Origin of the sequence: Sphingopyxis witflariensis (assembly GCF_002205635.1) — a bacterium.
In the GTDB taxonomy this organism is placed as follows: Bacteria; Pseudomonadota; Alphaproteobacteria; order Sphingomonadales; family Sphingomonadaceae; genus Sphingopyxis; species Sphingopyxis witflariensis.
Map to the genome: position 1 here is coordinate 439,439 of NZ_NISJ01000002.1, position 22,753 is coordinate 462,191.

Below are 22,753 nucleotides of genomic sequence, written 5' to 3' on the forward strand. Positions count from 1 at the left end.
AGGACCGGTCAGGCAGCCTGTTGATGAACCCCATATTTGCGCATCTTTTCAATCAACGTCGTGCGCTTCAAAGTGAGCAGGCGCGCCGCTTCCGAAATAATGCCGTCGGCGAGATCGAGCGCGACGTGGATCTGTTCGAGTTCGATCGTTTCGATCTCGCGCTTGAGGTCGATCGGGCGGCCCGGCGCCGGTGCCTTGCCATGCGCGGCGGCCGGAGCAGCCGATTCTTCCAAACCAGTCGGCGTCGGGACAAAGCTGATGGGCGCGGCATAGCGCGGGGCAAAAGCTGCGGTAGGATTCAAAAGCATCGCGACATCGTCGGCGCCAAGCGTCTCGCCACCGTGCAATACGCTGGCGCGTTCGACGAAATTGCGCAGTTCGCGCACATTTCCGGGCCAGCGATGCTGCATCAACAGCGCCATCGCGGCGTCCTCGAAACGGCATTTGGCTTCGCCGGGCATCTTCCGCTGAAAGTGACGGATCAGCGCGGGAATATCCTCGACGCGGCTGGCAAGGCTGGGGACCTGCAACACAACCACGCCGAGCCGGAAGAACAGGTCTTCGCGGAACTTGCCGTCGGCAATCGCGCTATCCAGATCCTGGTGCGTCGCCGAGATGACACGAACATCGACGCCGCGCACTTCGCTGCTGCCGACGCGGACGATCGTCCGGTCTTCGAGCACGCGGAGCAGTTTGACCTGCATGTCAAAGCGCATGTCGCCGATTTCGTCGAGAAAGATGGTGCCACCCTCGCTGGCCTCGAAATGACCGAGGCGACGGGCGGTGGCGCCGGTGAACGAGCCCTTTTCATGACCGAACAGTTCGGATTCGATGAGCTCGCCGGGGATAGCGCCGCAGTTGATTGCGGCAAAGGGCTTGCCCGAACGGACGCCCTCGTCGTGGATCGCGCGGGCAACCAGTTCCTTGCCCGAACCCGACGGGCCACAGAGCATGACCGAGGCGTTCGAGCGAGCGACGCGCCGGATCATCTCGCGCAGATGCTGCGCCGCCGGGCTATGCCCGATGATCAACGCCTCAAGCGCCGTCATTGCGTTGTTGTGCCCGCCCTCGATCATCTTTGTCTCCATCGCCCCCCCGGGCGTCTTTTCGATGCCCCAGAGATTGACGAAATTGGTAAACAAAAGATTATCCATTGAATCATAACCCTTTCAAAACAAAGGGTTATTGCCAAACTGGCAGCAATGACGGCTCCATTGCGTTCTTAATGGTTTTGGATACGGCCAAACTGGCACTAGTTGCCGCCACCATCGCCCCAGCCCAGGGTGATCGAGATGCGCCGGTTGCGCGGATCGAATCGGTTGGTGGGGAAATAGGGCTCGCGATCGGCGACCCCTTCGATGCGCGAAAAGCGGTTCGAGACGATTCCGCGATACTCGAGAAAGTTACGCACCACCTCGGCACGGTCGACCGACAGGCGCCAATTGTTCGTTCCCGACTTTGCCGACCAGGGCGCCGCGTCGGTGTGACCACGGATCATCAGCTGGTTTGGCGCGGCCGCGATCGGTGCCGCGACCTCACGGAACAGACGCGCGCCTTCGGGGGTCAGCTGGCTGGTGCCGATCACGAACATCGAGAAATCGGCGTCGTCGATGATATCGATGCGGAGCCCCTCGGCGGTTTCGGTGAAGCGCAGATTGCGCGCCAGGCGTTTGAGATCGGCTTTGGCCTGCACGCGATCGACCAGCGACTGGGCGAGCTGGCGAAAACGCATATTTTCCTTCACGCGCTCGCGCCCCGAAGCCTCTCTCGGCCCGCCCACGGCATCGCGCGGGATGGTCATCGAACGCGTTCCGGTCTGCGCGGCGCCGTGCGGATATTTGTCGGCCGCAACAAGTGAGTCGCCGCCGAACATGCCGGTCGACCCGGCACTGTCGGTCTTGGTCTGAACGATCGTGGGCGCAAAATAGTCGGCGAGTGCCTTGCGCTGTTTCTCGTCAGTCGCGCCGAGCAACCACATCAAAAGAAAGAATGCCATCATCGCGGTGACGAAGTCGGCATAAGCCACCTTCCACGCGCCGCCGTGATGTCCGGCGTGGGGGGCCTCGATGATCTTCTTGACGATGATCGGCCGCGGCATGTTGGGACGCGCGGCCATCAGCGACCGCGCATTCCGTCAAATACCTCAGCAAAGCTCGGCTGATTGGCATGGTCGACGCCGGACCGCGCGGCCTCGATCACCAGCGGCTGCGGATGGCCGTGGAGAGAGGCGATGATCAACTGCTTCACCGTATGATAGATGGCGGCATCGCTTTCGATCACGGTGCGCGCGCGCGTCGCGAACGGACCAACAAGGCCATAGGCAAGCAACACGCCCAGAAAGGTACCGACCAGCGCCGAACCGATCATCCCGCCAAGCACCGCCGGCGGCTGGTCGATCGAGCCCATCGTCTTGACGACGCCGAGCACCGCAGCAACGATCCCGAGCGCGGGCAGCGCGTCGGCAAGGCCTTGCAAACCATCGGCAGGCTTGATTGCGTGATGGTGGTGACTCTTCAGCGCGCTATCCATCACTTCCTCGACCGCGTGCGGGTCGAGCGTGCCCGACGACACGACGACGAGGCGCAGCGTGTCGCAGATCAGATGGACCAGCGTCTGGTCTTTCAGGAGCTTCGGATATTGCTGGAAGATCGGCGAATTCGCCGGATCCTCGATATGCGGCTCGACCGCGACAGGGCCGTCGGTGCGCATCATCTTCATGAGCGTCGAGACGAGCAGGATGCAGTCGAGATAGTCGGCCTTCTGATAGGTTGGCCCCTTGAACACCTTGCCGAGCCCGCCGGCGAGCGCTTTCAGTTCCTTGCCCGAATTGCCGATGATCAGCGAGCCGATAGCGGCACCACCGATGATCAGCATTTCGTGCGGCAGCGCGTGCATAACGGGGCCGAGGTTGCCGCCGGTGAGCGCAAAGCCCCCGAAGACCAGCAGGATCAATACGACGATGCCGACAACGGGAAACATGCAGGGTCAACTCCATTCGGGCACCCGGTTTCTGGAACCGGGGCCCGCAAAATTCAGGTGCGTCTTGATGCTTAACGGCAGCGATGCCGCGAAGTTGAGTCGATCAGTTCAAAAGATCGAACAAACTCTGCCGGTTGATCTTCGCAAAGGCCGCCTGCGCGGCGTTCAGCGTCAAATCCTGCGCGTTGAGCTGCGCGATCGCGACCGACAAATTCGTGTCCTCGACCGCCGAACGTTCGTCCGCCAGCGCAATCCCCCGACTCTCCAGCCCGTCGCCGATCCGCTCGAGACGCCCCGCCGAAAGGCCAAGCGCCGCATTCTGGTCGGCGACATGGCCGATCGCCGCATTGAGCGTGGTGAGCGAGGCACCCATCGCGACCTTGTCACCCGAAGCGAGCGCGGCGGCAGCGTCGCGCAGCCCGGTCGAGAGACTATTGCCGCCCATCACAAAGGCGTCGCCCGCCGATGGCACTGGGGCGAAGCTGACGTCAGAATCAAAACGCACGACCTTGGCACTGCCCGCCGCGAACAGCGGCTCGCCATTCGAATCGCGCGTCGACGCAAGCCCGTCTATCTCGTTGGCAATCGCGCTGAGTTCGGCGGCGATCGTCGCGCGGTCGGCGGGATTCACCGAATCGCTGGTCGCCGACAGCATCAATTCGCGGGCGCGGACCAGCATATTGCCGGTCGATTTCAGCACGCCGTCGGCCTGCGAGACAAGCGCCTCGGCCGATTTGATATTGGTCGACCATGTCTTCATGCTCGCCTGCGTCTTGCCGATCGTCGCGATGCGCCGCGCCGCGACCGGGTCGTCGGACATGCGCTGGATCAGCTTGCCGCTCGATATCTGCACCATCGTGCGTTCGAGCTGGCTGGAAAGTTTCTGCTGACGCGCGATTTCGCGCGTCATGCGATTGCCCACGGCATTAATCATGATCTTTGTCTTTCTAGATCGAATTGAGCAATGTTTGCATGGTTTCGCGCGCGACCTGGATCGTTCGCGCCGCGGCTTGATAGGCTTGCTGGAAGCGCAGCAGTTCGGCGGCTTCCTTGTCGAGATCGACCTGGCTGACCGAATCGCGCGCCGCGGCCGATGCGTCGGCCCGCGTCGCTGCGGCGGCATCCTGCGCCCGCGCCGAAGCCGTTGCCTGCGCCTGCGTCGCCAGATGGCCCGACCAGCGGGCTTCGGGATCATTTGCCCCGCGCAGTGCCCCAAACGCCAGCATATTGCCGTTCACCGACGTCGCATTGCCGGCCGCCACCTGATTGGCCGTCAGCGGCGCGACGGTCAGCGATGCTGCTCCGCCGGTGCCGGTGAACAAGGCAGCGCCGGGGTTGCCCGTCGCGTCGAGGCCGCCCTGATGCGCGGTGTTGAGCTGGTTCGCGAATTGCGTCGCCATCGCATCGAGCCCGGCGCGCTGATCGGCGATATGATTGGCGGCCTCGGCCAGACCCGCGAGCGAGCCGGTTGTGGTGGTGAAAGGCGCACCGCCGCCGACAGTGAGCGACAGACGTCCATCGGCAGCCGTGGTCACCGCGATCGGCGTCACGACACCGCCGCCGACGAGCAGATCGCCCGAGCCACTGACCCGGAGGGTCACGGCGCCGCGTTCGTCGAAGCTCGCCTTGACCCCGCCCTGCGCCGACAAACGGTCGAGGAGACGATCCCGCTCGTCGAGCAGACTCGCCTCGTTGCTCGATCCCGGCCGCGCCTTGCGAAGGCCAATGTTGATTTCTTCGAGCGCCTGAAGATTGGTGTTGAACTGATCAACCTCGCTCGTCGCGGCCCCGGAAACCCCCTCGGCCATATCCGAAAGCTGGCCGGCGGCGGTCCGAAAGCCAGAGGCAACGTCATCGGCGGCCTGCAGAAACTGCGTCCGCAGCGTCTGGTTCGACGGATCGGCGGTGAGCAGATCGGCGGTGGTGAACAGCTTGGTCAGCCCGGTCTTGATGCCGTTGGTGTCGTCGCTCAGCGCGCCCTCGACCTTGTTCATCCAGTCGAGCCGCGTCGCCGAACGTTCGGCACCGCCAAAGGAGATACGCGAATCCTCGATCAGCCAGGCATCGACCGACCGGTCGATGCCGCGGATCTCGACCCCGCCCGGCCGGATGCTGCTGCGCGTCAGCGTCGTGTCGCCGCCCGCCAGTGCTTCCATCAATTCGAGGCGGCGGCGCGCATATCCGGGCGTCTGGGCATTGGCGATATTGTCGCCGACGGTCGACAGCGCGCGCGAATAGGCTTTGAGCCCGCTATAGCCGATGCTGAGAAGATCGCTCATGGCTTGCCTCCGGCGAGACCGCGGAACTGCCGGTCGACCATGTCAGCGATGCCGAACTGGCGCATCGCGGCGATGCTGTCGGCGGTGCGCGCATCGGCCATTTCGCGGAAATTTTCGGTCGCGCTCGATCCGAAGACATCCTCGCCAAGCTTGGCCTGACGCATCGACGCCATCATCTGGCGCAGGATCACGGCTTCGAAGGCTTCGGCCGCCTTGCGGAGGCCCGCATCGCCGCCACCCGCGCCCGGCGCGGGCGCCGTGGCGGATAGGGAAGAAGAAGAAATGGGGGTCGTCATATGATTACCAATTCTGCGGTCAGGGCGCCGGCCTGGCTCAGCGCCTCGAGGATGGCGACAAGATCGCCGGGGGGAACGCCCATGCGGTTGATCGCATCGACCAGTTCGGACAGCGACGCGGTGGGTTTTACGAGCATCACCGGACGGTAATCCTCCTTCACCTCGATCTCGCTCGACTGTTCAACCGCGGTCTCGCCGCGGCTGAAGGGCGCGGGCTGGACCACCATCGGCGATTCCTTGATCGACACGGACAATTTGCCCTGCGTCACCGCGGCGGTGCCGACGCGGACCGCGCCATTGATCACGACCGTACCGGTGCGCGCATTGACGATCACCTTTGCGGGCGGTTCGGCACGCTGGACGCCCAGATTTTCGATCTGCGACATCAGCCGCATGCGCGTGTCACCATTGCCGGCGGACCGGATCGCGATGCTGGCGCCGTCGATCATCGAGGCGCTGCCCGGGATCGCGAGGTTGATCGCGTCGGTCACGCGCTTGGCATTGGTGGCGTCAAACTGGTGGAGGTTGAAGGTGAGCCAGTCGCCGGTGGCAAAGCCGGTATCGACCGCGCGTTCGATCGTCGCACCGCCGGCGATCCGGCCGCTCGACGGCACATTGACCGTCAGCTTCGACCCGTCGGCGCTGTCGATGCCGAGACCGCCGATGACGAGATTGCCCTGCACCATCGCGTAAATCTGTCCGTCGGCGCCATAAAGCGGCGCGAGGACAAGCGTCCCGCCGCGCAGGCTTTTCGACTTGCCGATTGCCGACACGGTGACGTCAAGACGCTGACCGGGCTTGGCGAAAGGCGGCAGTTCGGCGGTAATCATCACCGCCGCGGCATTTTTGAGCGCCGGATTGACCCCGGCGGGCAGAGTCAGACCAAAGCGCGACACCGCACCCTTCATACCCAATGTCGAATAGTCGAGGCTGTCGTCGCCCGTACCCGCGAGGCCGACGACGATGCCGTAGCCGGTGAGCTGGTTGGCGCGCAGGCCCTGGAACTGGCCCATGTCCTTGATGCGCTCGGCCGAGGCCGGCGCCGCAAAACCAAGGCTGGCCAGCAGCAACGCCAGAAGCGCGAGCAAGGTGGAACGCTGGATCACTTCATTATCCTCTTCAGAACGGGCTGATGATCGCGAAGAAACGCTGGAGCCAGCCTTGCTGGCTGGCACGGGCGATTTCGCCCTTGCCGACGTAACGAATGTTGGCGTTGGCGACGCGGGTCGACAGGACGCGATTGTCGGGGGTGATGTCCATGGCGCGGACCAGGCCCGAAATCTGGACGCGTTCGTCACCGCGGTTGAGCGTCAGCAGCTTTTCGCCGCGCACCAGCATCGTCCCGTTGGGGAAAACCTGAGCAACGGTCACGCTGACTTCGCCCGACAGGGCGTTCGATTGCGAGGCATCGCCCTTACCCTTGAACTGCTGGCCGCCGCCCATGCCGATGTCGCTGGGGTTGAACAGCGACAGCGGCCCGGTGGCGGGCGGCGTCAGGCCGATGCTGCCGTCGCGCTGGGTGCCCGCCGCGTTGCTTTTGGTCGCGGCGGTGCGTTCGACGAGCTGGATCGTGATGATATCGCCAACCTGCCCCGCCCGCCCGCCGGAGGTGAGCGGCGTGTAGCTGCCCTGAAAGATCGAGCCATTGGCCGGCAGCGGCGCCGAGGGCATCGGCATCGTCGCGGCAAAGGCATCGGGCACCGGTGCCTCCTTCGCAGCTGCCCCCATCGGGGCCAGCGCGACGGACAGCATCAGCAGCCCTGCGAGATCAGAGCGTCTGCGCGGCATTTTTCATCATTTCATCGGTGGCCTGGATCATCTTCGAATTCACCTCATAGGCACGCTGGGTCTCGATCATGTCGACGAGCTCCTCGACGACATTGACGTTTGATCCCTCGAGCATTCCGCCACGCAGGCTGCCACGGCCTTCCATATCGGCGGCGCCGACCTGCGGCGCGCCCGAAGCGGCGGTTTCGACCAGCATATTGCCGCCGATCGCCTGCAACCCGCCCGAATTGGGGAAGCGTGCAATCTCGATCCGGCCCAGTTCGGTGACCTCATTCTGCCCCGGAACGCTTGCCGAAACAGTGCCGTCGGCGCCGATCGAAATGCCGGTGGCATCGTCGGGGATCTGGATAGCGGGGGTCAGCGGCTTGCCGTCCGAGGTCACGATCGTGCCATCCTGCGAGCGGCTGAAATTGCCGGCGCGGGTATAGCCGGTGCGCCCGTCGGGAAGCTCGACCTGAAAATAGCCGGCGCCGTCGATCGCGATGTCGAGCGCATTGCCCGTCGCCGCGAAGCTGCCCTGCGTGTCGATCCGCGCGGTGCCGCCGAGCGAGACGCCGGTGCCGAGGTTGAGCCCGGTCGCATAGCGGTTCTCGGCCGATGACGGCGCGCCCGGCGCGGTCATCATCTGATAGCTCAGCGTTTCAAAGCTGGCGCGGTCGCGCTTGAAGCCCGTGGTGTTTACGTTGGCGAGGTTGTTGGCGATCACCTGCATCCGGAAGCCCTGGGCATCCAGACCGGTTCGCGCGACGTGCAAGGCACCGAAGCTCATGTCATATTCTCCTTAACGGGGCAGCTGCATCAGGTTCGCGGTCGCGCTGTCCATGTCGCGTGCGTCGCTGACGAGTTTGATTTGATTGTCCCAGCTCCGGCTCGCTTCGATCATCTCGACGAGCGCGGTGGTGGCGGCGACGTTCGATCCTTCGATCGAACGGGTGACGAGCCGCGCTTCGGGGTCGTCGGGCAAAATGCCCCCGCCCTTGACGCGGAACAGATTATCGAGGCCCTTGACGATGTCCGACCCGGTCGTGACCGCAAGCCGCAGCCGGTCGACCTCAATCGGATTTTCTGGATCGCCGCCAGCGGGAACCGCCCAGATGCGCCCTTCGGTATCGATCTTGACCGAGTCCGATGGCGGAACGGTCACCGGGCCCTGGGTGCCCTGAACCGGATGACCGTCGCCGGTGGTGAGCAGACCGCTCGACGACAGCTGCAAATCGCCGCGCCGCGTATAGGCCTCTTCGCCATTGGGTGCCTGGACGACGAGCATCGCTTCGCCCTCCATCGCGACGTCAAGGTCGCGCCCGGTTGCGGTGATCGTACCGGTACGCATGTCAGCGCCGATCACCTCTTCGGACGACACGGCACGGGCATCGAGCCCGCCGCCGTGCAGCCACAAAGTCTGTGCCTCGGCCAGATCGCCGCGAAAGCCGGGCGTCTGCGCATTGGCGAGATTGTTGGCGATCGCCGTCTGCCGGGCCGAGCTGCCCCGCATAGCGGAGAGGCTGGTATAGATAACGCGGTCCATCGAAATTCTCCTGGCAGGCAGCGATCAGCGAAACGTCAGCGCATGCCGATGATCGTCTGGGTCAGCTGTGACGCACCCTCGATCGCCTTGGCATTGGCCTGGAAATTGCGCTGCGCCGCCATCAGCATCACCAGTTCTTCGGTGATATCGACGTTCGAGCGCTCGAGCGCGCCGGAACGCACCGCGCCCATTGCGCCGCTGCCGGGCGAATCGATTTTCGGGGCGCCGCTGTCGCCGGTCGACTGCCAATGCGCGTCGCCGGTCGGGCGCAGCCCTTCCATCGCGGGGAAGGTCGCCATCGCGATCTTGCCCATTTTCTGGTTCGACCCGTCGGCGAAGGTCGCGGTGACGAGGCCGTCGAGACCAACCGACATGTTGATCAATGCGACGTCGGGCAGGCCCGGTGCGTGCGGCGGCAGGACGAGGTCGAAAGCCCCCGCGAGCGTGCGGTTGGTGACGTCGCCATTGGCATCGACCGGCAGCAACTGCAGCGTCGCGCCCGTGGTGTCGACGACGCGGCCGTCGGGCAGCGGGGTGAAGGCGCCGTTGCGCGAATAGCTGACCGCATTGGTCGGCGGCGCGCCCTTGACGATGAACATGCCCTCGCCGACGATCGCCATGTCGAGCGTTTTTTCGCTCGCCTCATACGACCCCTGCGTGAACTGCTGGGTGATGCCGTTCAGGCGCGTGCCCTGGCCCGCAATGGTCTTGGTCGACTGGTTCGGCGACGCGGCGAAGATATCGCCGAACTGTGCCTTGCTGCGCTTGAAGCCGACCGAACCGGCGTTGGCGATGTTGTTCGAGACGACCGACATGTCGGTCTGGGCGCCCTTGAGGCCCGAAAGCGAAGTGTAGAATGACATGAGATTATCCTTCCGTGGGAGTGGGTGTCGGGGTGGGAACCGGGATTGCGCCCCCGGTCTTGATGTCCTTGAGCAATTCGGTCTGCGCCGCGATCTGCTTGGAAATTTCGGCGAGCACCGTATTGGTGTCGTTGATCCCGGCGAGGCTCGAGAATTGCGCCATCTGCGCAACCATCTGCTGGTTATCGACCGGGTTGAACGGGTCCTGCTGGCTGAGCTGCGCGGTCATCAGGCGCAGGAAATCCTGCTGGCCCATCTGGCCGCTGCTTCCCTTGGGCTGGATCACCGGGTTGGTGTTGGTTACGCCGTTGACGGCCATGATTATTGTCCCATCCTGAGAGTTTCGTTGATCAGGCCCTTCGCGGTTTCGAGGACCTGGACATTGTTCTGATATTGACGCGCGGTTTCGACCATCTCGACCAGCTCGGCGGCGCTATCGACCGCAGCCTCCCAGACATTGCCGTCCTTGTCGGCGAGCGGATTGGTCGGATCATGCCGTTTCGATGGCGCCATTTTCGCCGCCGTCACCTGATCGACCTGAACCGTCGCGCGGCCATAATCGTCCATCACGGTGCGGAACACGGGCTTGAGCGAGCGGAAGGCGCCCGCTTCGCTACCCGCAACCGTTCCCGCATTGGCGAGATTTGACGCGGTGGTGTTGAGCCGGACGAGCTGCGCCGACATCGCGCGGCCGCTAATGTCGAAGACAGAAAAGGACGAACCGTTCATCGTCATTCGCCCTTGATCGCGCGGGTCAGCGTGTTGACCCGGCCGCTGAGAAACGAAAGGCTCGAACGATAGGCGAGCGCATTTTCGGCGAAGGCGGTCTGCTCGGTCGCCATTTCGACCGTATTGCCATCGAGCGACGACTGGACGGGAACGCGATAAAGCACCGCTCCCTCGGTCGAGCCGCCCTGGCGCGCCAGATCGAGCGCCTTGGAAAAATCGAGGTCGCGCGCCTTGTAATTGGGCGTCGCGGCGTTGGCGATGTTCGACGCGAGCATCATCATGCGCTGGCTGCGCAACTGAAGCGCCGTCGCATGCACGCCAAAGAGTTTCTCGGATGCCATCATCACATTCCTTCATTTGCCGCCTGGCCGGCGACGGGCCTTCTTTCCGCTTGCCCGATCCGGCCTGACCGGCCCGAGCGTGCGGAACACAGGGAATGATGCAATCGCCGTGCCAAAATGATCTGCACGTTGATTTTCAGCGGGTTTTTCCACGAGCCCCGCGCTCGTCGCCACAGCCTCTGCGCCGCTCGTCAAAAGTTTGACGACGCCCGGCCCACGCCCGCAATATCGGCCCACAACCGCGACTGGCACGCTTCCTGCTTATCGGCGGGCGACCTATTTGGACCACAGGAGATGGACATGTATCGCAAGACAAGCGCCGGGCTCGCCGCTGGCCTGCTCGCCGTCGCAATCCCCGTCGAGGCCCAGCAGGGCCATGAGGATTGGCAGCGGATCGACGCACTGACGACGATGGTCGCGCAGGCGATGGGGCGATCGGCAACCCCGATCGACCGCCGCATCAAGCTCGCTCGCTGCCCTGAACAGGCGACTGTGACCGCGATCGACGGTCAGGCGCTCGCGGTCCGTTGCCCTTCGCTCGGCTGGCGCCTGCGCGTGCCGATGACCGGACCCGCAGCCGGATCCGCCGACGCCGCCCCCATGGCCGCCGCCCCCGCCAAGCCCAGCGGCGCCCCGGCGATCCGCCGCGGCGACAATGTCCGCGTGACGATCGAGACCGACAGCTATTCAATCAGCTATGCCGCGATCGCGACCCAGGACGGGCGCATCGGCGAAACCATCGCGCTGCGCGGTAACGACGCCAAGAGCATGTTGAGCGCCACCGTCGTTGGCCCGGGACGCGCGCGCCTCGACAATTAGGCCCGCCGCAACCACGAAATATCTGCCCCGCTAATCGCGGGCCCGCCCGGCGCCGTCGACTTTCCGACGCCGCCGGGCTTATTTTTACCTTTTTCTTACTCTTCGCCTTAATCGTCCGGCGCGGCGTCCGTTAAACCCCTTCGAACAAGGTCGTCACTTTTCTGACGGCACGACATGGAGGCGAAAATGTCGGGTGACAGCAAGATTGGGCTGCAAGCCGTCAGCGGATATGTCCGCACCGGCGCGCCGCGTAAGATCGCCGGGGAAGCGGCGGCGCCGATGCGCGCGCCAACCCCAGCGCTCGCTGCACGGGATTCCCTTCCCGCGACGCGGTTGATCGGCCTTACCGGCGCACTCGCCGATCAAGATCCGACCATCGACGTGTCGCGCGTCGCGACGCTGCGCACCGCGATCGCGAATGGCAGCTATGCCGCCGATCCCGCAGTCATCGCCAAGGCGATGGTCCAATTCCATCGGGGCAACGCCTGATGCTGACGCAAATGGACGATGTGCAGCAAAAGCTCGACCATCTGATCGGCGCGCTTGACGGCCATGACGCCGGCGCGATCATCGCCGCGACCGAGGAGCTCGCGACCGCGGTCATCCTGATGCGCGGCGCGACCATCGCCGACGGCACCGAACATCGCGCCCGCGCGCTGATGACCCAGACGCTCGCCCAGCTCGAGGCGGCTGCGATGCGCGTCAATATATTGAAGCATTGGACGCGTCAGAGGATTGACAAAGGCCATGCCCTTCGCGGCAGCCAGCCCCGGGGCATCGCACTAAGCTATTAATAATAGACATTTTTGTGTCGTAATCCAAAAATGGCACGATGATTGCTTTTGGTCTGCTGAACCAGCGGAACCAAAATCATGTATGCAATCAACGACCCTGCCCAAAGCTCCCGCGTCGCCGCACCCGTATTGAGTGCGGTGCAAAATGCGTCGGCGCGATCGGGCATCGACTTCAACTATCTGTTCGATGTCGCGCGCGTCGAAAGCGCCTATAATCCGACCGCGAAAGCGGCGACCTCGTCGGCGCGCGGATTGTTCCAATTCACCCGGCAGACCTGGCTGGCGACGCTGCGGAAGCACGGCGCCGATCATGGCATGGCGTGGGCCGCCGACGCGATCGGCCGCGACGCATCGGGCCGTTTGTCGGTTTCCGACCCGGCGCTCCGCCAGCAGATTCTCGACCTGCGCGACGATCCGGCCGCCTCGTCGAGCATGGCCGCCGCGCTCACCGCCGACAACCGCGACCATCTGGAAAGCCGGATCGGCCGCACGGCCGAGCCCGTCGATCTGTATCTCGCCCATTTCCTCGGCAGCGGCGGCGCGGTCGAATTTCTGTCGGCGATGAACGCAAACCCCGACCAGCCCGGCGCATCGATGATGCCCGAGGCCGCGGCGGCGAACCGTTCGGTTTTCTATGCCCCCGACGGCAGCATGCGCAGCCTCGCGGACATCCGCGAGCGCTTTCGCGTCAAGCTTGAGGACGGCGGCAAGGCCGAGAATATCAAGATTGTGCCCGCCGCTAGCTGGCAAATGGCGGCGAACAGCACCGCGAGCGCCGCTGGCAGTGTCGGCGGCGGACGCCCGCCGCTGCAGATGATGGATATCCAGCCGATGCCACGGAAATTGTCGATGGGCTTTGCCGCAGATGCCTATCGGCGACTTGCCAATATGTCGGGAGGCGCCTCATGACCGCAGGCTTCAACCTCCGCAGCCTCGGCCCCATGGTGGGCGCCGCGGTATTGCCCGCCGGGATGCTCATTCTCGTCGGCTTGATGGTGATCCCGGTATCGCCGCTGATCCTCGATATCAGCTTTGTCGCCAATATCATGGTCAGCCTCGCGATCCTGATGGTCGCGCTGTCGGCGGCCAAGCCGCTCGATTTCTCGTCCTTTCCGACCGTGCTGCTGCTCGCGACGCTGTTTCGCCTCGCGCTCAACGTCGCCTCGACGCGCGTCGTGCTCGTCCATGGCCATGAAGGCACCGCGTCAGCCGGGCACGTCATCGAAGCCTTTGGTCAGGTGCTGATCGGCGGCGACTATGTCGTCGGCCTGTTCGTTTTCGTCGTGCTGATGATCATCAACATGGTCGTCATCACCAAGGGCGCCGGGCGCGTGTCCGAAGTGTCGGCACGCTTCACCCTGGACGCACTTCCCGGCAAGCAGATGGCAATTGACGCCGACCTCAACGCCGGGCTGCTCAGCCCCGAAGAAGCCAAGGCGCGCCGCGTTGAAGTCGCGACCGAGGCCGATTTCTACGGCTCGATGGACGGTGCGTCGAAGTTCGTGAAGGGCGACGCGATCGCGGGCCTGCTGATCCTGTTCGTCAACATCGTCGGCGGTTTGATCCTCGGCATTTTCAGCCACGGCCTCAGCTTTTCGGAAGCTGGCGCGACCTATGTCACGCTCGCCATCGGCGATGCGCTCGTCGCGCAGATACCGGCATTGCTGCTGTCGATCGCCGCCGCGTCGATCGTCACCCGCGTCACCTCACCGCTGAACCTCAGCGATCAGATCGGCAGCCAGTTCGCCTCGCCGCAGGTGTGGATGGCGGTCGGTGCGATCCTGTTCATCCTCGGCCTCGTCCCCGCAATGCCCCAGATGCTGGTCCTGCCCGCCGCCGCGATTGCGCTGGGACTTGGCTGGCACCTCAAGCGCGCCGCCGCCGAAATCGCCGCCGCGCCAGAACCCGTCGCCGCGGCGCCCGACCCGCATCATATCGATTGGGCCGACGTCAGCGATGCGAGCGCCTGCCAGCTCGAAATCGGCTATGCGCTCGTCGCGCTCGTCGACGAACGCAAGGGCGCGCCGCTGATGGGCCGGATCACCGGCATCCGTAAGCAATTGTCGAAGGAACTGGGCTTTGTCGTCCCCGCGGTGAAGGTGAGCGACGATCTGTCGCTGCCCGGCAACGTCTATCGCATTTCAGTCGCCGGGGTGATCGTCGGAGAGGACGAAGTATACCCCAATGAAATGCTCGCGCTCGATTCGGGTGACCTCGTCACCAAGGTCGCCGGACGGGCGTGCAAGGATCCGACCTTCGGACTCGACGCGCTGTGGATTTCCAAGGCGTTGCAAAATGACGCGATCGCGGCGGGCTATACCGTCGTCGATCCGGCGACCGTCGTCGCGACCCACCTCAACAACAGCATCGTCGGATCGGCATCAGACCTGTTCGGCATCGACGATGCGCAGGCGCTGATCGACAATCTGAAGATTCACTATCCGCAACTTGCCCAGAATCTCAGCCCGCAAAATTATGCGCTGCCGCGCATCGCCAGCCTGTGCAAATCACTGCTCATCGAACGCGTTCCGCTGCGCGATTTCCGCAAGATCGCCGAGGCGATGGTATCGCTGGCGTCGCAGCAGCTCGGCGAGGCCGATCTGGTCGAGGCGGTACGCCAGCGCATCGGTGCGCTGATCGTCCAGACGATCGTGCCGAGCCGCATGCCCCTGCCCGTCGTGACCTTCAGCCCCGAGATCGAAATGCTGCTCAACCAGGCGGTGCGGGCGAACCCGGGCGCCGAATGGCCATTCGAACATGGCATGGCGATGAAGATCATTGGCGAGGTCGGCCAGGCCGTCGAGCCGCTGCTGCTTCAGACGCGCAGCTTTGCCCTCGTCGCCTCGCCAATCTGCCGCTCGGCTTTGTCGCGGCTGGTCCGCGCAACATTCCCCGACGTCGCGGTCATTTCCTACCTCGAGATACCGGCAACCAAAGCGACCGAGATCGTCGCGACGATCGGCGGCGAAGTCCCGCGCCTAACCCGTGATGAGAACGCTCAGATGGAGGACGAATTGCATGAGAATTGAGCCCGCCGAGCAATTTGCCGGCGCCGCTGCCCGCGCGCTGCGTCCCCATGGCTATGCCGACAGCGTCGATACGCTGGTCGCGGAGCACGCGCCGCTGGTACGCAAGATCGCCTGGCAGGTATTCTCCCGCGTGGCGCGGACAAGCGAACTCGACGATCTGATCCAGACCGGGCTGATCGCGCTGATCGAGGCGAGCCGTCATTATGAAGAACGCGGCTTTGCCTTTACCACCTATGCCACGACCCGCATCCGCGGCGCGATGATCGACCAGCTGCGCCGCGAGGCCGATGTCGGCCGATCGGCGATGGTCGCGAACAAGCGGATCCAGGCGATGCGCAAGACGCTGGAACAACAGCTGATGCGCGCACCGTGCACGGCCGAAATGGCGGCGGCGCTCGACCTGTCGGCCGAGGACTATTTTGCGCTCGAACGCAGCGCGACCCACGGTCGCTCGACCTCACTCGATGAAATGATGGATGGCGGGGATTTTCTGGTCGCCGACAGCGGCGGCGATGCCAGCGACCAATGCGAGCAGGAAGATATGCTCAAGGCGTTGCAGCAATGCATCGGCCAGCTGTCCGACCGCGAGCAGATGGTGCTCCAGCTATATTTTTTCGAGGAACTGAATTTGCAGGAGATCGGCCTGACGCTGGACGTCAGTGCCGCGCGTATCTGTCAGATCAAGCGCGAAGCGATGGCCAAGGTCGATCGCATGATGCGCGAGATGACCGATTGATCCGGCGTTCATCAATGGCGTGCCGGGCATCGGTGACGCGCCGGGCGACCGCCATTGACGCGGCCCAACGGGAAAAATCAGGCCGCGCGCGGCTGACCTTCCTGCCAGGCGGCGCCGATGATTTCAAAATAGGTGGCCATGCGTTCAGCACCACTCTCGGTCAGCCGGACGATCGATCGCCGCCGATCGCGCGCGTCGATGCTGCGCTTGGCAAGGCCATGCGTTTCGAGCGCGCCGATCATCCGAAGACCGGACGACAAGGGAACGCCCGCACCTGTCGCGAGGTCGCTGGCGCTCAGTTCGCGGCCGTGCGTCTTGGCCAACATCAGGTCGAGCATCATGTCCCATGCCGGCCCCGTCAGCGGGGCGCCGCCGAAATGACTTTTGCGCGTCCGTCGCATCTGGATGTTGAAAGCCACCTGGTTCGCCAGAGCCGGACGCGGTACGCCGATCCGCAATGCCTGCGCATCGCGAGCCTGTCCGAGTTCGTCCATGACGACCGGCGCGTCGCTCCCGCGGCTCGCCAGCATTTCGTGGATCTGGTCGATGCGCGACTTGATCTCGGCAATTTCTTGGTTTGAAAATTGCTGCATTTGATGAAGCCCCCTCGGGCGCAGCCCATGCTACGCCCTAACCTCACCCCTCCGTTTCGCCGACCCCGATGCATAAAGAATGACAAGGAGGATCGGGTAGGAAATATACATTGAAAGCAGCGCATAAGGGCGCTCCAATATCTCCGAAAACATCAGCTTCTGAACATGGCCGAAAATCGCGATCAATTGCCAACCGGTAATCCAGTATGGCCAGAAACGATGCGTTTTCAATGCGATGAACCAGAAACTCATCAACGCAAATACGTCGATGACGAAGATCTGGGTTTCAATGTTGGTCCATTCCGGATGGGGTACCAAAACACTGGTGAAGACCGAGGCGAGCAGCGCGGTATACGCTGCCCACCGCTCCAACCGGCCGCCGCGCCACATGGCGACGGCGACCGTCATGAGCAGCACGCCATAATAGGCCGCCACGGTCCACATCTAACTTGTCCGCCTTCTGTCGATCGGTCAGGACGCCTTGGCGAACGACGGCGTCACGACGTCGGCCAGGGCCTGGTCGTTGCTGCCTTCGTCGCTCAGCATCCCGCTCGGCGGTTTCACCCCGGCGCCGAACATCCGCGTGCCCAGACCAACCTCTTTCTGCGTGACGGTCAGCGCCAGATGCGCGTCGGTCAAAAGCTGGCGCACCTCACCCGCCGCTGCGAGCGCATGTGCAACCTTGCCCATCGCAGTCTGGCCGACGATCGCCGACATGTTGGTGTCGCGCCGCGCCGTTGGCAAAGTCGCCGCCAGCCGGGCGATACAAATCATCGCTTCATCGAGGGCGTCTTCGGCCTGATGCAGTTCGGATGCGATCTTCTTCGCCGCAGAAACTCGTTCGTTCAGCATGGTCTTATCCCTTGAAAAGAGAATGCTAACGGACCCCCCCGCAGCATCTCGCCTCGACATTCACTTCAGAACGCGGCCGAGTCCGACAAGGATTGAATAGAGAGCGGAGAAGGCCAAAATGGTCGCAAATGCGATCAGAATCGGCCAGATAATCCTTTCCAACAACCCATGCCGGTTGACCGGCTGGGACGCGGTCGGAAATGGCGAACCGATATCAAATATTCGCTTAAACGAACTGCGCCCCACATCCGCATCGGCGGGGGGGGCATCGCTGCCTAGGTCGATCAATTGATATGTCAAAGGTTGATAAGGGGTAACATCGTCGAAGACGCCATGCGCGGCCAGGATTCTGGATGCCTCTATTCTATTGGAAACATTCAATTTTTTTAATGATCGCCGCACCCGCTCGTCGACCGTATGGGGTGACACGCCCATGATACGGGCAATTTGCTTGGAATTTTTATGCTCGAAAACATGCCGCAGCGTTTCAATTTGCGCGGCCGAAAGGAGACTGATGTAATTGTCTGGGTCGCCTTGCACGGCGCCCGGAATAGAGCATCACGAGTCGAAATCAAGTTGGGTAAACGGGCGATTCATATGCGCGGTGCCATGACGCTCTATCCGACATGCCCCGAAAAGAGACGCACACGCGCTGCCGCAAGCGACTGGCAAGGTTCCAAACGCCCGCCCGGGGCCCGGTTTCGGTTGAATATCCTTGGGCATTTTCTTGCAATTTCGGCTCGAAACACCGCCCATGCCGAGCTATTGTGCAGCGCGCCAAAGCCGCGATGACACGCATTCGGTCGTGGGCTGGCGGAGGAGACGAAGGATTCAGCCGATGCCCGTCCTGCCGCGCGCCCAGATCAACGGCGTCGATCATGCCGACCTCGACAATCTGCACGCCCCCCATGGCTGATCCGGCGAACAGCAGTCCCACGCCGGGCGGCTATATCTTCAAGCCGCACGAACGACCGATGATGCCGGGATCGCCCGCAAACCCCGACCATCCGGCCTCGCGCAAATTCGCCTATTTCCTGATCGGGGCCTATCTGGGCATCGTCGGCGGTTTCCAGAACGGCCTGCTGCTAGCCAATCTGACCGCGCTCCAGGGACATCTCGACCTGACCCCGGTCGATGCCGGCTGGGTCACCGCCACTTATAGCATGACCAATGCGTGCATGAGCATCCTGCTGTTCAAGGCGCGCCAGCAATTCGGCATCCAGCGCTTCGTACGCGCGGTCATGCTGGCGCTTCTGCTCGCCAACTTCCTCCAGCTGTTCGACGCCGGTTACCGGATGGAGTTGGTCGCGCGCGGGGTATCGGGCGTCGCGGCGAGCGGCCTTTCCACGCTGGCGATCTTTTATCTGATGCAGGGCGTACCCGCCAAAGCGCGGCTCGGCGGATTGCTGATAGGTATCGGCCTGACACAGGTTGCGCTGCCCTTCGCGCGTGCCATCTCACCGCTTTTGCTCGCCGACGGTGACGTCACCAATTTGTTCGTGTTGCAATTTGCACTCTCGCTCGTCGCGGTGGGGCTGGTCAACATCCTCCATCTGCCGCCGGGCGAGACGATCCGTTCGTTCGAAAAACTCGATCTCGTCACCTTTCCGCTGCTCGCCGCCGGGGTCGGATTGCTGTGCGCCTTTCTGATTCAGGGCCGGATTATATGGTGGTCGACGCCGTGGCTCGGCGGCGCGCTGGCGGCGGCGCTCCTCCTGATCGGTGTCGCGTTCCTGATCGAGCATAACCGCGCCAACCCGATGCTGCACACGCGCTGGATGGGCAGCCGCGACCTGCTGAAATTCGCGCTGGCCGGCGCTTTCGTGCGCGTTCTCCTGTCCGAGCAGAGTTTCGGCTCGACCGGGCTGCTGTCAGCGCTCGGCATGGTGAACGACCAGCTTGTCACCTATTATACGCTGCTGACGCTCGCGACATTGTTTGGCGCCATCCTCGCCGTGGCGCGGCTCGATCCCAACGATCTCCGGCGGCCGACGCTCATCTCGCTGGCCGTCATCGCGGTCGCCGCCTTCGCCGACACCCATTCGGGCCTACTGACCCGTCCCGCCAACCTTTACCTGACGCAGGCCGCGCTCGCCTTTGCCGCCGTCTATTTCATGGGACCGATGCTGATGGAGGGCTTCGTGCGCGCGCTGGCCAAAGGGCCATCCTATGTGATCAGCTTCCTCGCGCTGTTCAACCTCTCGCAAACCCTCGGTGGTCTTGCCGGGGTCGCAGCGCTTTCGGCTTTTCATACGCTGCGGACCAAAGCGCATCTGATGATGCTGGGACAAAGCATATCGACCAGCAACCCCGGGGTCGCCAAGGCGATCAACGACCTGGCCGCGAGCATGAGCGGAACAATGACCGACCCCGCGCTGCGCAGCGCGACTGCGGGCGCTATGGTGGTGCAGGAAGCGGCGCGCGAGGCGGCGATCCTGGCCTTTAACGATGTGTTTTTCGTGATCGGAACCGGGGCTTCGCTGGCCTTCCTGATCATGGCGGCGCGCTGGCTGTACGATCGCACGCGCGGCTTCAATCCGCTGGCCAAGGAACTGGAGGCGCTTCAGAAGATGATGACGAGAAACCAATGACCGACAAGCAAGAAGGCACACAGCCGCCCGCCGACAAGGCGAAGGTGGTTCCGGCACCCAAGCTCGCCGCACCCGAGCCCTCCCCGGAGCCCGACGAAGCGCCCGCCGATGGATGGCGGCCCGACCGCTCGCGCGGACGCATGATCCTGTTCGGCGGCATCATCCTCGCCGGCGCGCTCGCCATTCTTTACGCTTGGGGCCTACCGCCCTTCCGACCCGCCAGCCAGTCGACCGACAATGCCTATGTCCGCGGCCAGACGACGATCATCGCGCCGCAGGTCGGCGGCTATGTCACCGCAGTTCTGGTGCAGGATTTCGAACGGGTGAAGGCGGGCCAAATCCTCGTCACCATCGACGACCGCATCTATCGCCAGCGGGTCGCGCAAGGCAGCGCCAGCATCGCGGCCCAGTCGGCCAACCTCAGCAACAGCGAGCAAAGCCGCCGCTCGGCCGAGGCGCAGGTGCAATTGCAGGATGCCAGCATCGGCAATGCCAAAGCCCAGCTCGCCCGCGCGCAGGCCGATATGCGCCGCGTCAATGAACTGGTCGATGCGGGGTCGGTCTCGCTGCGCGAACGCGACCAGACTCTCGCCGCGCTGCGCCAGGCCGAAGCGGCGGTTCGTCAGGCCGAAGCCCAGCGGCAGATCGCGCTCGAGCAGGTCCGCTCGGTCGGGGTCGGCCGCGGCGGGCTGGAGGCCGGGGTCGCCAATGCCGAAGCCGCGCGCGGCCTCGCCGACATCGACCTGCAAAACACGATCATCCGCGCGCCCCGCGACGGGACGCTCAGCGAAGTACCCGTGCGCGTCGGCCAGCTCGTCAATCCGGGCTCCCAGCTCATGTACCTTGTCCCCCAGCGTCATTGGGTGGTCGCCAATTTCAAGGAAGCACAGACGGCGAACATCCGCGTCGGCCAGCGCGCGACGCTGACCATCGACGCACTAGGCGGCGCCGAACTGAAAGGGCATGTCGAAAGCATCGCCCCCGCTGCGGGCAGCGAGTTCAGTGTGATCAAGCCCGACACCGGGTCGGGCAATTTCGTCAAAGTGCCGCAACGCATCGCGGTGCGTATCCGCATCGACAAGGATCAGAAGCTGACCGACCGGCTCGGCCCCGGCATGTCGGTGGTCGCGACGGTCCACACCGGGGACGGTGTATGACCCGCCGCCCGATGCGCCGCGCTGCCCTGCTGCTTCCAATGTTGCTCGGCGGTTGCATGCCGACGATCGCGCAGCGTCCCGAAGCAAGCATGGTTGCGCCGCCCGCCGACTGGCGCACCGCGCCCCCCGCGACGGGCGAGGTCGACCGCAACTGGTGGATCGGCTTTGGCGACGCGCAGCTCGCCGCATTGGTCGAGCAGGCGCGCGCGAACAACGCCGACCTTGCGATCACCGCGGCGCGCGTCGCCGAAGCGCGGGCGCAGGAGCGCGTGTCACGGTCGCTGCTGCTCCCCAGCCTGAGCGCCAACCTCCCCGGCGCCGAATCGCGCAGCCTCAATGCCTTTGGGGTCGCGACCGAAAGCCTCGCGGGGCAGCCTGCGTTTCAGGCCGCATATGAAATCGACCTGTTCGGCCGCAACGCCGCGCAGGTCGACGCCGCGCGCGCCAATGCCGCGGCGGTGCAGGCGGCCCGCGAGGCGGCGATGCTGTCGGTCAGTGCGGCGACCGCGAGCAGCTATATCACCCTGCTCGCGCTCGACGAACGGCGCGCGCTGCTGATCCAGACGCTCGCCTCGCGCGGCGAAGCGCTGCGCATCGCACGCGACCGCGCCGAGGCCGGCTATACCTCGCAGCTCGAGCTTCGGCAGTCGGAGGCCGAATATCGCGCCACCGAACAGCAAATCCCCGCGATTGAAGCGGCGATCGCGCGACAGGAAAATGCGCTGTCACAGCTGGTCGGCGATACGCCGCACGCCATCGCACGCGGGCGCGACTTTGCCGCGCTGGCGACCCCGCTGGTGCCGGGGGTCGTGCCATCGGACCTCGTCCGCCGCCGCCCCGACATCGCGCAAGCCGAATATGCCCTCGCTGCGACCGACGCCAATTTGCGCGTCGCCCGCGCGCAATTCCTGCCGCAGCTCCGCCTATCGGCCTCGGCAGGCGGCGTCCTCTCCTCCGCTTTGCCCGATCCGGTGAGCATCTGGTCGATCGGCGGCAGCATCCTTGCCCCGCTGTTTCAGGGCGGGCGATTGCAGGGCCAGTTCGACGCCGCGACCGCGCAGCGCGATCAGGCTGCCTTTGCCTATCGGCGCACCGTGCTCACCGCCTTTCGCGAGGTCGAGGACCAGCTCGCGGTGATCGACCGGCTCGGCGCACAAGAGGTTGCGCTGCTCGCCCAGCGCGCCGCCGTCGCCGATGCGCTGCGTCACGCGACGAACCGCTATCGCGCGGGCTATTCGCCCTATCTCGAGCAAATTGATGCGCAGCGCGCGCTGCTGGCGGTCGATCTGGCGCTCATCCAGCTGCGCGCCGACCGGCTCACCGCCTATGTCGCGCTCTATCAGGCGCTCGGCGGCGGCACGGCAACCTAGTCAGGCAGATTC

27 protein-coding genes are annotated in these 22,753 nt (G+C 64.2%); 9 read left to right on the forward strand and 18 right to left on the reverse strand.

Annotated features, from left to right (window positions below):
• Positions 1–8: 8 nt before the first annotated feature.
• The 14 genes from CDQ91_RS06055 to CDQ91_RS06120 form a co-directional block, all read right to left on the reverse strand.
• The gene (locus tag CDQ91_RS06055) at positions 9–1,154 is read right to left on the reverse strand and encodes a sigma-54 interaction domain-containing protein (RefSeq protein ID WP_237245840.1); all 1,146 of its coding nucleotides are present in this window, start codon (positions 1,152–1,154) and stop codon (positions 9–11) included.
• A 98-nt stretch (positions 1,155–1,252) separates the two neighbouring features.
• The gene (locus CDQ91_RS06060) at positions 1,253–2,116 is read right to left on the reverse strand and encodes a flagellar motor protein MotB (protein ID WP_088471800.1); all 864 of its coding nucleotides are present in this window, start codon (positions 2,114–2,116) and stop codon (positions 1,253–1,255) included.
• Entirely contained in the window at positions 2,116–2,979 is an 864-nt protein-coding gene (gene motA, locus CDQ91_RS06065; RefSeq protein WP_088471801.1) for a flagellar motor stator protein MotA, read from the reverse strand. Before motA ends, CDQ91_RS06060 begins: the two co-directional genes overlap by 1 nt.
• A 103-nt stretch (positions 2,980–3,082) precedes the next feature.
• Positions 3,083–3,913 (reverse strand): flagellin, encoded by an 831-nt coding sequence (locus CDQ91_RS06070; protein WP_088471802.1) that lies wholly within the window; start codon positions 3,911–3,913, stop codon positions 3,083–3,085.
• Positions 3,914–3,926: 13 nt separating this feature from the next.
• Positions 3,927–5,258 carry a flagellar hook-associated protein FlgK gene (gene flgK, locus CDQ91_RS06075; protein WP_088471803.1) on the reverse strand — a complete coding sequence of 444 codons (1,332 nt, stop codon included), beginning with the start codon at positions 5,256–5,258 and terminating at the stop codon, positions 3,927–3,929.
• Positions 5,255–5,554: a rod-binding protein gene (locus CDQ91_RS06080; RefSeq protein WP_088471804.1), complete on the reverse strand. Its 300-nt coding sequence runs from the start codon at positions 5,552–5,554 to the stop codon at positions 5,255–5,257. The genes flgK and CDQ91_RS06080 overlap by 4 nt, the downstream gene beginning before the upstream one ends.
• Positions 5,551–6,657 carry a flagellar basal body P-ring protein FlgI gene (locus CDQ91_RS06085; protein WP_419722548.1) on the reverse strand — a complete coding sequence of 369 codons (1,107 nt, stop codon included), beginning with the start codon at positions 6,655–6,657 and terminating at the stop codon, positions 5,551–5,553. The genes CDQ91_RS06080 and CDQ91_RS06085 overlap by 4 nt, the downstream gene beginning before the upstream one ends.
• 16 nt (positions 6,658–6,673) lie before the next feature.
• Complete coding sequence (locus CDQ91_RS06090) at positions 6,674–7,342, reverse strand: flagellar basal body L-ring protein FlgH (protein WP_088471806.1); 669 nt, start codon at positions 7,340–7,342, stop codon at positions 6,674–6,676.
• Entirely contained in the window at positions 7,323–8,111 is a 789-nt protein-coding gene (gene flgG / locus CDQ91_RS06095) for a flagellar basal-body rod protein FlgG (RefSeq protein WP_088471807.1), read from the reverse strand. Before flgG ends, CDQ91_RS06090 begins: the two co-directional genes overlap by 20 nt.
• Before the next feature lie 12 nt (positions 8,112–8,123).
• Complete coding sequence (locus CDQ91_RS06100) at positions 8,124–8,867, reverse strand: flagellar basal body rod protein FlgF (RefSeq protein WP_088471808.1); 744 nt, start codon at positions 8,865–8,867, stop codon at positions 8,124–8,126.
• 35 nt (positions 8,868–8,902) lie between these two features.
• Positions 8,903–9,730, reverse strand: a complete 828-nt coding sequence (locus tag CDQ91_RS06105) for a flagellar hook-basal body complex protein (protein ID WP_088471809.1) — start codon at positions 9,728–9,730, stop codon at positions 8,903–8,905.
• A gap of 4 nt (positions 9,731–9,734) precedes the next feature.
• Complete coding sequence (locus CDQ91_RS06110) at positions 9,735–10,049, reverse strand: flagellar hook assembly protein FlgD (RefSeq protein ID WP_088471810.1); 315 nt, start codon at positions 10,047–10,049, stop codon at positions 9,735–9,737.
• A 2-nt stretch (positions 10,050–10,051) separates the two neighbouring features.
• Positions 10,052–10,459, reverse strand: a complete 408-nt coding sequence (flgC, locus tag CDQ91_RS06115) for a flagellar basal body rod protein FlgC (protein WP_088471811.1) — start codon at positions 10,457–10,459, stop codon at positions 10,052–10,054.
• A 2-nt stretch (positions 10,460–10,461) separates the two neighbouring features.
• Complete coding sequence (locus CDQ91_RS06120; RefSeq protein ID WP_419722549.1) at positions 10,462–10,800, reverse strand: flagellar basal body rod protein FlgB; 339 nt, start codon at positions 10,798–10,800, stop codon at positions 10,462–10,464.
• 300 nt (positions 10,801–11,100) lie between these two features.
• Between CDQ91_RS06120 and CDQ91_RS06125 the strand changes: the two genes are divergently transcribed.
• The 6 genes from CDQ91_RS06125 to CDQ91_RS06150 all read left to right on the forward strand — a co-directional run bounded on the left by CDQ91_RS06125 (position 11,101) and on the right by CDQ91_RS06150 (position 16,178).
• Complete coding sequence (locus CDQ91_RS06125) at positions 11,101–11,619, forward strand: flagella basal body P-ring formation protein FlgA (RefSeq protein WP_088471813.1); 519 nt, start codon at positions 11,101–11,103, stop codon at positions 11,617–11,619.
• Positions 11,620–11,805: 186 nt separating this feature from the next.
• Positions 11,806–12,108 (forward strand): flagellar biosynthesis anti-sigma factor FlgM, encoded by a 303-nt coding sequence (locus tag CDQ91_RS06130; RefSeq protein WP_158213623.1) that lies wholly within the window; start codon positions 11,806–11,808, stop codon positions 12,106–12,108.
• Positions 12,108–12,413: a hypothetical protein gene (locus CDQ91_RS06135; RefSeq protein ID WP_088471815.1), complete on the forward strand. Its 306-nt coding sequence runs from the start codon at positions 12,108–12,110 to the stop codon at positions 12,411–12,413. The genes CDQ91_RS06130 and CDQ91_RS06135 overlap by 1 nt, the downstream gene beginning before the upstream one ends.
• Before the next feature lie 78 nt (positions 12,414–12,491).
• On the forward strand, positions 12,492–13,322 hold the full coding sequence (locus CDQ91_RS06140) for a transglycosylase SLT domain-containing protein (RefSeq protein WP_088471816.1): 831 nt from the start codon (positions 12,492–12,494) through the stop codon (positions 13,320–13,322).
• The gene (gene flhA / locus CDQ91_RS06145; RefSeq protein ID WP_088471817.1) at positions 13,319–15,442 is read left to right on the forward strand and encodes a flagellar biosynthesis protein FlhA; all 2,124 of its coding nucleotides are present in this window, start codon (positions 13,319–13,321) and stop codon (positions 15,440–15,442) included. Before CDQ91_RS06140 ends, flhA begins: the two co-directional genes overlap by 4 nt.
• Entirely contained in the window at positions 15,432–16,178 is a 747-nt protein-coding gene (locus CDQ91_RS06150; protein ID WP_088471818.1) for a sigma-70 family RNA polymerase sigma factor, read from the forward strand. The genes flhA and CDQ91_RS06150 overlap by 11 nt, the downstream gene beginning before the upstream one ends.
• Before the next feature lie 77 nt (positions 16,179–16,255).
• On the opposite strand, the gene CDQ91_RS06155 is transcribed toward CDQ91_RS06150, so the two are convergent.
• The 4 genes from CDQ91_RS06155 to CDQ91_RS06170 are packed head-to-tail and all read right to left on the reverse strand — an operon-like array spanning position 16,256 to position 18,163.
• Positions 16,256–16,771: a MarR family winged helix-turn-helix transcriptional regulator gene (locus tag CDQ91_RS06155; protein WP_088471819.1), complete on the reverse strand. Its 516-nt coding sequence runs from the start codon at positions 16,769–16,771 to the stop codon at positions 16,256–16,258.
• A gap of 30 nt (positions 16,772–16,801) precedes the next feature.
• Positions 16,802–17,215: a hypothetical protein gene (locus CDQ91_RS06160; protein WP_088471820.1), complete on the reverse strand. Its 414-nt coding sequence runs from the start codon at positions 17,213–17,215 to the stop codon at positions 16,802–16,804.
• 27 nt (positions 17,216–17,242) lie between these two features.
• The gene (locus CDQ91_RS06165) at positions 17,243–17,623 is read right to left on the reverse strand and encodes a hypothetical protein (RefSeq protein WP_088471821.1); all 381 of its coding nucleotides are present in this window, start codon (positions 17,621–17,623) and stop codon (positions 17,243–17,245) included.
• 60 nt (positions 17,624–17,683) lie between these two features.
• Entirely contained in the window at positions 17,684–18,163 is a 480-nt protein-coding gene (locus tag CDQ91_RS06170) for a response regulator transcription factor (RefSeq protein WP_237245841.1), read from the reverse strand.
• 338 nt (positions 18,164–18,501) lie between these two features.
• Here CDQ91_RS06170 and CDQ91_RS06180 point away from each other — a divergent pair, with 338 nt between their 5' ends.
• Genes CDQ91_RS06180 through CDQ91_RS06190 form a run of 3 tightly spaced genes read left to right on the forward strand, consistent with a single transcriptional unit; the run spans position 18,502 to position 22,741 of the window.
• Complete coding sequence (locus CDQ91_RS06180) at positions 18,502–20,214, forward strand: MFS transporter (RefSeq protein ID WP_237245842.1); 1,713 nt, start codon at positions 18,502–18,504, stop codon at positions 20,212–20,214.
• On the forward strand, positions 20,211–21,371 hold the full coding sequence (locus tag CDQ91_RS06185; protein WP_088471825.1) for an HlyD family secretion protein: 1,161 nt from the start codon (positions 20,211–20,213) through the stop codon (positions 21,369–21,371). Before CDQ91_RS06180 ends, CDQ91_RS06185 begins: the two co-directional genes overlap by 4 nt.
• Entirely contained in the window at positions 21,368–22,741 is a 1,374-nt protein-coding gene (locus CDQ91_RS06190; RefSeq protein ID WP_237245843.1) for an efflux transporter outer membrane subunit, read from the forward strand. Before CDQ91_RS06185 ends, CDQ91_RS06190 begins: the two co-directional genes overlap by 4 nt.
• Positions 22,742–22,753 lie beyond the last annotated feature (12 nt).

Coding starts and splice junctions, on each gene's coding strand:
- CDQ91_RS06055 (WP_237245840.1), bottom strand. CDS start 1,154: ATGGATAATCTTTTGTTTACCAATTTCGTCAATCTCTGGGGCATCGAA.
- CDQ91_RS06060 (WP_088471800.1), bottom strand. CDS start 2,116: ATGGCCGCGCGTCCCAACATGCCGCGGCCGATCATCGTCAAGAAGATC.
- motA (WP_088471801.1), bottom strand. CDS start 2,979: ATGTTTCCCGTTGTCGGCATCGTCGTATTGATCCTGCTGGTCTTCGGG.
- CDQ91_RS06070 (WP_088471802.1), bottom strand. CDS start 3,913: ATGATTAATGCCGTGGGCAATCGCATGACGCGCGAAATCGCGCGTCAG.
- flgK (WP_088471803.1), bottom strand. CDS start 5,258: ATGAGCGATCTTCTCAGCATCGGCTATAGCGGGCTCAAAGCCTATTCG.
- CDQ91_RS06080 (WP_088471804.1), bottom strand. CDS start 5,554: ATGACGACCCCCATTTCTTCTTCTTCCCTATCCGCCACGGCGCCCGCG.
- CDQ91_RS06090 (WP_088471806.1), bottom strand. CDS start 7,342: ATGCCGCGCAGACGCTCTGATCTCGCAGGGCTGCTGATGCTGTCCGTC.
- flgG (WP_088471807.1), bottom strand. CDS start 8,111: ATGAGCTTCGGTGCCTTGCACGTCGCGCGAACCGGTCTGGATGCCCAG.
- CDQ91_RS06100 (WP_088471808.1), bottom strand. CDS start 8,867: ATGGACCGCGTTATCTATACCAGCCTCTCCGCTATGCGGGGCAGCTCG.
- CDQ91_RS06105 (WP_088471809.1), bottom strand. CDS start 9,730: ATGTCATTCTACACTTCGCTTTCGGGCCTCAAGGGCGCCCAGACCGAC.
- CDQ91_RS06110 (WP_088471810.1), bottom strand. CDS start 10,049: ATGGCCGTCAACGGCGTAACCAACACCAACCCGGTGATCCAGCCCAAG.
- flgC (WP_088471811.1), bottom strand. CDS start 10,459: ATGAACGGTTCGTCCTTTTCTGTCTTCGACATTAGCGGCCGCGCGATG.
- CDQ91_RS06120 (WP_419722549.1), bottom strand. CDS start 10,800: ATGGCATCCGAGAAACTCTTTGGCGTGCATGCGACGGCGCTTCAGTTG.
- CDQ91_RS06125 (WP_088471813.1), top strand. CDS start 11,101: ATGTATCGCAAGACAAGCGCCGGGCTCGCCGCTGGCCTGCTCGCCGTC.
- CDQ91_RS06130 (WP_158213623.1), top strand. CDS start 11,806: ATGTCGGGTGACAGCAAGATTGGGCTGCAAGCCGTCAGCGGATATGTC.
- CDQ91_RS06135 (WP_088471815.1), top strand. CDS start 12,108: ATGCTGACGCAAATGGACGATGTGCAGCAAAAGCTCGACCATCTGATC.
- CDQ91_RS06140 (WP_088471816.1), top strand. CDS start 12,492: ATGTATGCAATCAACGACCCTGCCCAAAGCTCCCGCGTCGCCGCACCC.
- flhA (WP_088471817.1), top strand. CDS start 13,319: ATGACCGCAGGCTTCAACCTCCGCAGCCTCGGCCCCATGGTGGGCGCC.
- CDQ91_RS06150 (WP_088471818.1), top strand. CDS start 15,432: ATGAGAATTGAGCCCGCCGAGCAATTTGCCGGCGCCGCTGCCCGCGCG.
- CDQ91_RS06155 (WP_088471819.1), bottom strand. CDS start 16,771: ATGCAGCAATTTTCAAACCAAGAAATTGCCGAGATCAAGTCGCGCATC.
- CDQ91_RS06160 (WP_088471820.1), bottom strand. CDS start 17,215: ATGTGGACCGTGGCGGCCTATTATGGCGTGCTGCTCATGACGGTCGCC.
- CDQ91_RS06165 (WP_088471821.1), bottom strand. CDS start 17,623: ATGCTGAACGAACGAGTTTCTGCGGCGAAGAAGATCGCATCCGAACTG.
- CDQ91_RS06180 (WP_237245842.1), top strand. CDS start 18,502: ATGCCGACCTCGACAATCTGCACGCCCCCCATGGCTGATCCGGCGAAC.
- CDQ91_RS06185 (WP_088471825.1), top strand. CDS start 20,211: ATGACCGACAAGCAAGAAGGCACACAGCCGCCCGCCGACAAGGCGAAG.
- CDQ91_RS06190 (WP_237245843.1), top strand. CDS start 21,368: ATGACCCGCCGCCCGATGCGCCGCGCTGCCCTGCTGCTTCCAATGTTG.